The sequence below is a fragment of the Okeania sp. genome, assembly GCF_983059655.1.
Genome location: NZ_CEZPJD010000244.1, coordinates 1 through 6,234 on the forward strand (window position 1 = coordinate 1; position 6,234 = coordinate 6,234).

The window sequence follows — 6,234 nt, forward strand, 5'->3', positions numbered from 1 at the left end:
ACTTTCCAACTGATGCTGCACTAGGGGACGCAAACTATTTAAACCAGCAGCGATCGCACTGCCATTGTGGACCACCGTAGCAATGAGAGGATGTAGTCCCACTGTCGAGGCCAACCCTAAAGCTACCAAATTTGGCCCTACTACCATAACAGTATTTTGTTCGATGAGATGCTTAGTCTGCTTGGCAATAGCGATCGCCTCCAACAAACTAGATAAATTGTTATTCATCAACACCACATCTGCTGTTTCCCTCGCTACATCCGAACCATTTTCAAAAGAAACGGACACATCTGCATAAGCTAAAGCCACAGAATCATTTAATCCATCTCCCACAAAAGCCACTGTTTTTCCGGTGCGACGTAAATCTCGAACAATAGCAGCTTTTTGGTCAGGAAAAGCCTCAGCATGGACTTGAGACTCTGGAATTTTCAACTCTGTGGCCACCATCTTCGCCCTAACCTCGTTATCCCCAGTCAATAAATGTACTTCCATACCGTACTCTTGTTGCAATCTCATAATCAGAGGCATACTTTCTGGACGCACTGGGTCTTTATATTGAATTGCCCCCTGAAACTCGCCATTGCAGGCCACATAAATCAAAGATAACCACTCAGAAACTGGGCATTCTTGGTCGGTATGGGCACAACTTTCCTGAAAACAAGGATGATTTTCATAGAAGCAGTCCAAATCTACTCCTGCTTGAGTCAAAAACTTAGCACTACCGACCAAAACATCCTGACCATTAATATCTACCTGAATACCCAATCCTACTTTATACTCCCACTCACCCCGTGGATAAATATTCACACCTTGTTCCTGAGCGTAACGAACGATCGCCTCTGCCACTGGATGAGTAATACGTTGTTCCGCAGAAGCCGCTAGAGCCAAAACTTCTGTGGCACTCATTCTCCCTGATACTGTTTCTACTCCCACCACAGCAATATTACCTTGAGTCAAAGTACCAGTTTTGTCAAAAACGATAGTATCAATTTCGGCTAACATTTCCAGAGTACGACCACTCCTAACCAAAATACCGTGTCTGGTAGTATGGTTTAGTGCTCCCAAAAATGCTGTGGGAACTGATACCCGAATTCCTGTGACAAAGTCCAGGGTAAGAATAGATGCAGCTCTACTGGGGTCGCGAGTTGTGGCTAAGACAATGCCAGCTAATATCAAGGATGGCAAAATTAATTTGTCTGCCATTTGAGAGGCATAGTTTGCCATTCTAGTGTCATGCACTGGAGCTTTTTGTAATAGTTCGATACTAGCAGCAGCGCGAGTTTGTTTGCCTACTCTTTCTGCTCGAATATAAATTTGACCGGAACGTACTAAAGTCGAAGCATAGACTAATGTACCTGATTTTCCTACTACTGGCATTGACTCCCCGGTGAGTTGTTGTTGGTCAATGACTGCTTCACCTTGCAGTACTTCGCCATCTACTGGTATTTGTTCTCCAGGGTAAACTATGACTGTATCGCCTCGTTTGACTTGATCGCTTGGTATTTGTTGTTTTTCTCCATCTCTTTCTACCCAGGCAAAACGTCCGATGGTGTCTAACAGGTCTGAAGTTTGATTTTCGGTGGATCTGGCTGTTTGTTCGCGTATCACATCTCCCAGTTCGTGGAGAGTTAATACTAATGCGGGGGTTAATACTTTGCCTTGGATGGCACCGAGGGTTAGAGAGAGGAAGTCGAGACAGTCTATATTCAGGCAATGTTCGATTAATAAGCTCTGGAAAGCTCGTTTGACAACAGGGAATGCTGCAATGGCCAAGGCGCTAAAGCTCAATTGTGGGGAAATTGGTAATTTTAATGGTCCGCTGAGGAATGCTAAGAGGGTTGCTAAACTTGGTATTACTAAACTTGACCATTCTCCTTCATTTTCGTCTTCTGTTTCTGGTGGAGTTTGGGAGTTAACTTTTTTTTTGACAACTGTTACGGTAGAGCGATCGACGTTTTCTATTAGAGATATAAGATGGTCTAGTATTTCTGTTTCTGATTTGCCTTTGGTTTGATAATTAATGGCGATCGAACTTGCTGCTTGGTTAATGCGAGTTTGTTTGACGTGGATATCTGATTCTAATAATGTTTGTACATTGTCAGTATAGTTTTTGTCTAGACTCAAGTGCATGACGCGAAGTCTGACTCTTCCAGGAATGCCATGAACTAATGATATTGTGGGAGTTTTGACTGTTACTGTTGATGTTGACCCTGATTGTTGTGATTTGATAGTTTTCATGGTTTTAGTTGATTTTTCTTGGTTCCGGGTGAGAATGTGGCTTCATTAATTGATAATTAATAATGGATAATTGATAATTACCTCTGGTTAAAACCGCTACGGAATTGAATATAAGGAATATTTTCTTTTCTCTTGGTCGATTGGATATGGGGAGGAAATCTCGCCATCCCATCCTAACGGACTGCTCCGCAAACGACCGCTTTTCCCCTTAAAAGGGGAGGATTTTTACCAGAATTATTTAATTATTAATTATTCGGTAATATTATTGGTATAGCTGAAGGAAGAAGGAAGAAGGAAAAACTTAAGTTGGAAAAATCTGGCGTTGTCTTTGTTTTAAGCTTTTGATATGTTTGCACCCTTTGCTTCGACTGCTATAATAGTTGTTCCAGCTAACGATACTTTGGCAAAAAGTATGTTAATAACAGCATAAAACCCTTATATAGTCTAGATTTTACATTTTATCAATATAGCTTTGAAGGCATTTTTATTGTAAAAAATATCAAAGTACCGCTAAGTATAAACCTATGATTTTAAAGATTTAACCTACTGGGAAATTAGAGAGATGATGACATCCAGGTCGAAGTTGGAAGTCAGTGTCAAACTGTCTTTTTCCAAAACCTTAAATGTACTTAATCAGTTTCTTCTGGTGTTTCTGGGGACTCTGAATTTGCTTCTGGTTGTGGTATTTCCTGTTCATCGGTATCAGCTTCTTGAATAATATTCATTAGTCTCATTCCCAGTTCCCAGTCTGACATTCCATCAGCTTGATACTGGATGGCGACGGAAGCTGCTGCTGTATTTATCCGCACTCCTAATACATGGAAGTCTGCTGTTAAAAGTTGTTCTAAACGTCTGACATAATTTGGGTCAGATGCTACTTTTGGTATTCGCAGTCGGATGCGACCGGGTACTGAATGCACTATTGTGTATGTTGGTGAGTCATCACTAGCAACGGTTGTCACTGGTTGAGAAATAGTTGTTTGCTCAGTATCAATTACAGGTATGGTTTCTGTTTGTGCTTTGATTTGTTCAATTATTTGGCGTACAAAACCTGCAACTGTAAGGTTGACTATAAGTGCAGTAGCACCTCGTAGTTGAAATCTATTGGTAATCATGATTCCTACTAAAGGAGGTAGAATGTATTCAATTTCATTATGTGCTTGTAAAAATGCACCTAACTGGGGGACAGTTGTTTCAGTTTGGTTGATGGTGTTTGTATAGTTTGAGGTTGTTGCCATGGTTTATATTTCTTTGATGAGGGACCATTATAAAAGGTGAATATATTACAGCAGTTTTCGAGTCGATAAGGTACAAAGTTTGATGCGTTGCTGATTCTGGGTATGATTTTGCCCCCCGAGCAAGCCAATTTTGGGGGGAATAAAACTCTAAAAGTCCCCCAAGTTTGGGGGATTTAGGGGGCGTAGAAGGGAATGCCGATCAAGAGAGGGAACGCGCACCAAGCAGGTAGAAAAATACTCCCCTACTCCCCTACTCCCCTACTCCCCTACTCCCCTACTCCCCTACTCCCCTACTTCCTTAGTTCGTTCCATTTTGTCCGAATAGTTTCGACTCTTTCGCGGTTAACACCTAAATCTGATTCTCCTAGACGAGAAGCTGAACGTACTTGAATAGCATTAGCTTCTTCATCTACATAAAATTCTACATCATCTACAAATCCCATTATCTTACTTGTAAACTCAGCATACAAGTAATTTTTATCCTCCTTAACAATATTTGTCCTAGACATAGATACAATTATTTCTTTGAGGTTAGCGATCGCTGTTTCTGGATTATTAGAGTTATAGCTTAGAGAAGGTATACCATGTTCTGCATCTTGACTGTAACTACTGACACAGTTTGGACTATTAGGACAAGGTGCTAGTCGTCCAGAATATACGCCTAAATTATCGGGTCTGGTGCCAGCAAATAAATTTAGTTTGTCAGAGGTGGCATTAACTCCGACAACAATAGCAACTGTTACTAACAAAAAGAAGGTAATGTATAACATTTTCAAAAATATATTAGATGATTTTTTTTCTGTTGTTTCCATAGTCTATCGGAGAATAATTTGATTGAACTGGCTAATATGATTCTATCGTTAGATAATAATAATTATCCTATATCCAAACCAAAAATTCTATGACTGACGAAAAGCAAGCAATATTAACAGCAAATCAAGCCTTTTATCGAGCTTTTGAAAAACGGGACATCGAAACTATCAGTTCTCTTTTGTCCAAGGGTATCGATACGGTTTGTATTCATCCAGGTCGTGATGCTATTCGTGGTTTTGAAAATATTCGGAATTCCTGGGATTTAATATTTAAAAATACTAATTATATTGAAATCGATCTTGATATTGTGACAACAGAAATTAATAGGGATATTGGTTATGTTGTTTTGGTCGAAAATTTGATGCAAGTGATTGGAGGTAGGAGAAGTAAAGCTCAGTGTATAGCAACGAATATTTTTGAGCGGATGGGTGGAAATTGGTATTTGATTCATCATCATGGTAGTCCATTGATGAGCTAGGGCCATTATGCGGAAGTGAAAAGTCAAAAGTGTTGAAGGGAAGAAAGAAGGAAGAAGGAAGAAGGAAAAATCTGGCACTTTATTATACCAATTTCATATTGCTACAGTGACTACATAGGGAACAGGGAACAGGGAAAGAAAAAAATCATAAAAAAGAGGAAAAAAGGTGAAAATTTTATAATTTATGGAATTTATATTTTTTTCTTTTAGGAATAAATGACAAATTAAGATGTAACTGCCTTTTTTGAATTTGGTATTAGTTTGAAACTTTTGATTTGTCTGAGCTTTCTGTTTCTACTGCTATAATTTTTCAAGAGCAAGTATTGCCTCTATTTAATATCAATTTCATAAAATTAGGACTTACGCATAATGAGGATATCTGAAAAGTTTTTTGATACTGAATTTTGCACCCCTAGCCTCCCAACTTTCTTTGGGGGGAACAAGAGTCAATGTGCTTCTAAAAGTTCCCCAAAATTGGGGGATTTAGGGGGCTTATATGTAGCAAATGGTACTTCTCAAACAACCTCTAATACAAAATCCGGTTATTATAGGGTAGTTACCTAAATATTCAAATCCTTATCAGACAAAGATTTTGATTTTTTTGAATATCTCCTTACTAAACCGGATTTGGTATAAGGAGTGTTTCATCTTTAGTCTTTCCAAATTCTCTTCCTTTCGTGCCTCCTGGCTACTTACTCCTCACTCACAATATCGAGGTCTTTGTTGTAATTGAATATCCAATAAATCAGCTACATTACACTTTAATCTACCTGCTGTTTGTTTATCTGATTCTATATAGCCAAAACCACTACTAAAAAACTTTTGCTGATAAGAATAAATTGCTTCTATCCATTGTTTTTGTGCTTCTAAATATTTCTCTGGTTCTGCCAAAAGCTCATCTTCTATAGCCCCAGCATACTGAAGTTCTATATCATTTTCTAGAATTTGCTTAATTGCTTGAATAATTTTTAACCGTGCGTCTTCTGCTGTAATTACAGTTGAATTTTGAGATAATATTTCTATCTCTAGTTCCTGGACTATTTCTCGAATTACACTGCTAGTAGTGGAAAAATTGTCTAGTGCTTTTTCCATTTTGACTGAGGAAATTAGACTGACAGTATTTGTTGCTTTTTCGGTTAATATATCTTCGGAAGAAAGGGAAGTTTCATTTCTTTTTCGCTCAGAATTACTGTCATTATTAAACTTACTTACCTGATATCCTAAAACAAAAGATAGACTATGAGAAAGCAGTAAGAAAAATGTTACTGCTATTGGTACACTATACTTTTTTATAGATATAGTTATTCGGTCGGAAACAGTTAATTCTTGCCGAACATTTAACCCAAAAATTATAATTTCATCAATTGACTTTGACTTCGGAAATGCTGATGTAAATATTGATTTTGGTACTTTTCCATTACTAATTTGATAAAAATATGCTGCTAACTCATAATCGGGGAGTTGAGA

4 protein-coding genes and 1 pseudogene are annotated in these 6,234 nt (G+C 38.2%); 1 reads left to right on the forward strand and 4 read right to left on the reverse strand.

The window, feature by feature from the left end; translation table 11 throughout:
- The 3 genes from AC3DU7_RS15175 to AC3DU7_RS15185 form a co-directional block, all read right to left on the reverse strand.
- On the reverse strand, positions 1 to 2,238 hold a 2,238-nt coding region (locus AC3DU7_RS15175), incomplete at its 3' end, for a heavy metal translocating P-type ATPase (protein WP_488040167.1).
- 629 nt (positions 2,239 to 2,867) lie between these two features.
- On the reverse strand, positions 2,868 to 3,476 hold the full coding sequence (locus AC3DU7_RS15180; RefSeq protein WP_488040168.1) for a metal ABC transporter ATPase: 609 nt from the start codon (positions 3,474 to 3,476) through the stop codon (positions 2,868 to 2,870).
- A 290-nt stretch (positions 3,477 to 3,766) separates the two neighbouring features.
- Positions 3,767 to 4,288 (reverse strand): DUF1499 domain-containing protein, encoded by a 522-nt coding sequence (locus AC3DU7_RS15185; protein WP_488040169.1) that lies wholly within the window; start codon positions 4,286 to 4,288, stop codon positions 3,767 to 3,769.
- An 89-nt stretch (positions 4,289 to 4,377) separates the two neighbouring features.
- Between AC3DU7_RS15185 and AC3DU7_RS15190 the strand changes: the two genes are divergently transcribed.
- On the forward strand, positions 4,378 to 4,767 hold the full coding sequence (locus tag AC3DU7_RS15190; RefSeq protein WP_488040170.1) for a nuclear transport factor 2 family protein: 390 nt from the start codon (positions 4,378 to 4,380) through the stop codon (positions 4,765 to 4,767).
- Positions 4,768 to 5,466: 699 nt separating this feature from the next.
- Here AC3DU7_RS15190 and AC3DU7_RS15195 read toward each other — a convergent pair.
- Positions 5,467 to 6,234: pseudogene (locus AC3DU7_RS15195) on the reverse strand (hypothetical protein); the annotation flags it as partial.

What these genes read in the sequence shown, in the direction of transcription:
- AC3DU7_RS15180 (WP_488040168.1), bottom strand. Translation starts at nt 3,476, where the DNA reads ATGGCAACAACCTCAAACTATACAAACACCATCAACCAAACTGAAACA.
- AC3DU7_RS15185 (WP_488040169.1), bottom strand. Translation starts at nt 4,288, where the DNA reads ATGGAAACAACAGAAAAAAAATCATCTAATATATTTTTGAAAATGTTA.
- AC3DU7_RS15190 (WP_488040170.1), top strand. Translation starts at nt 4,378, where the DNA reads ATGACTGACGAAAAGCAAGCAATATTAACAGCAAATCAAGCCTTTTAT.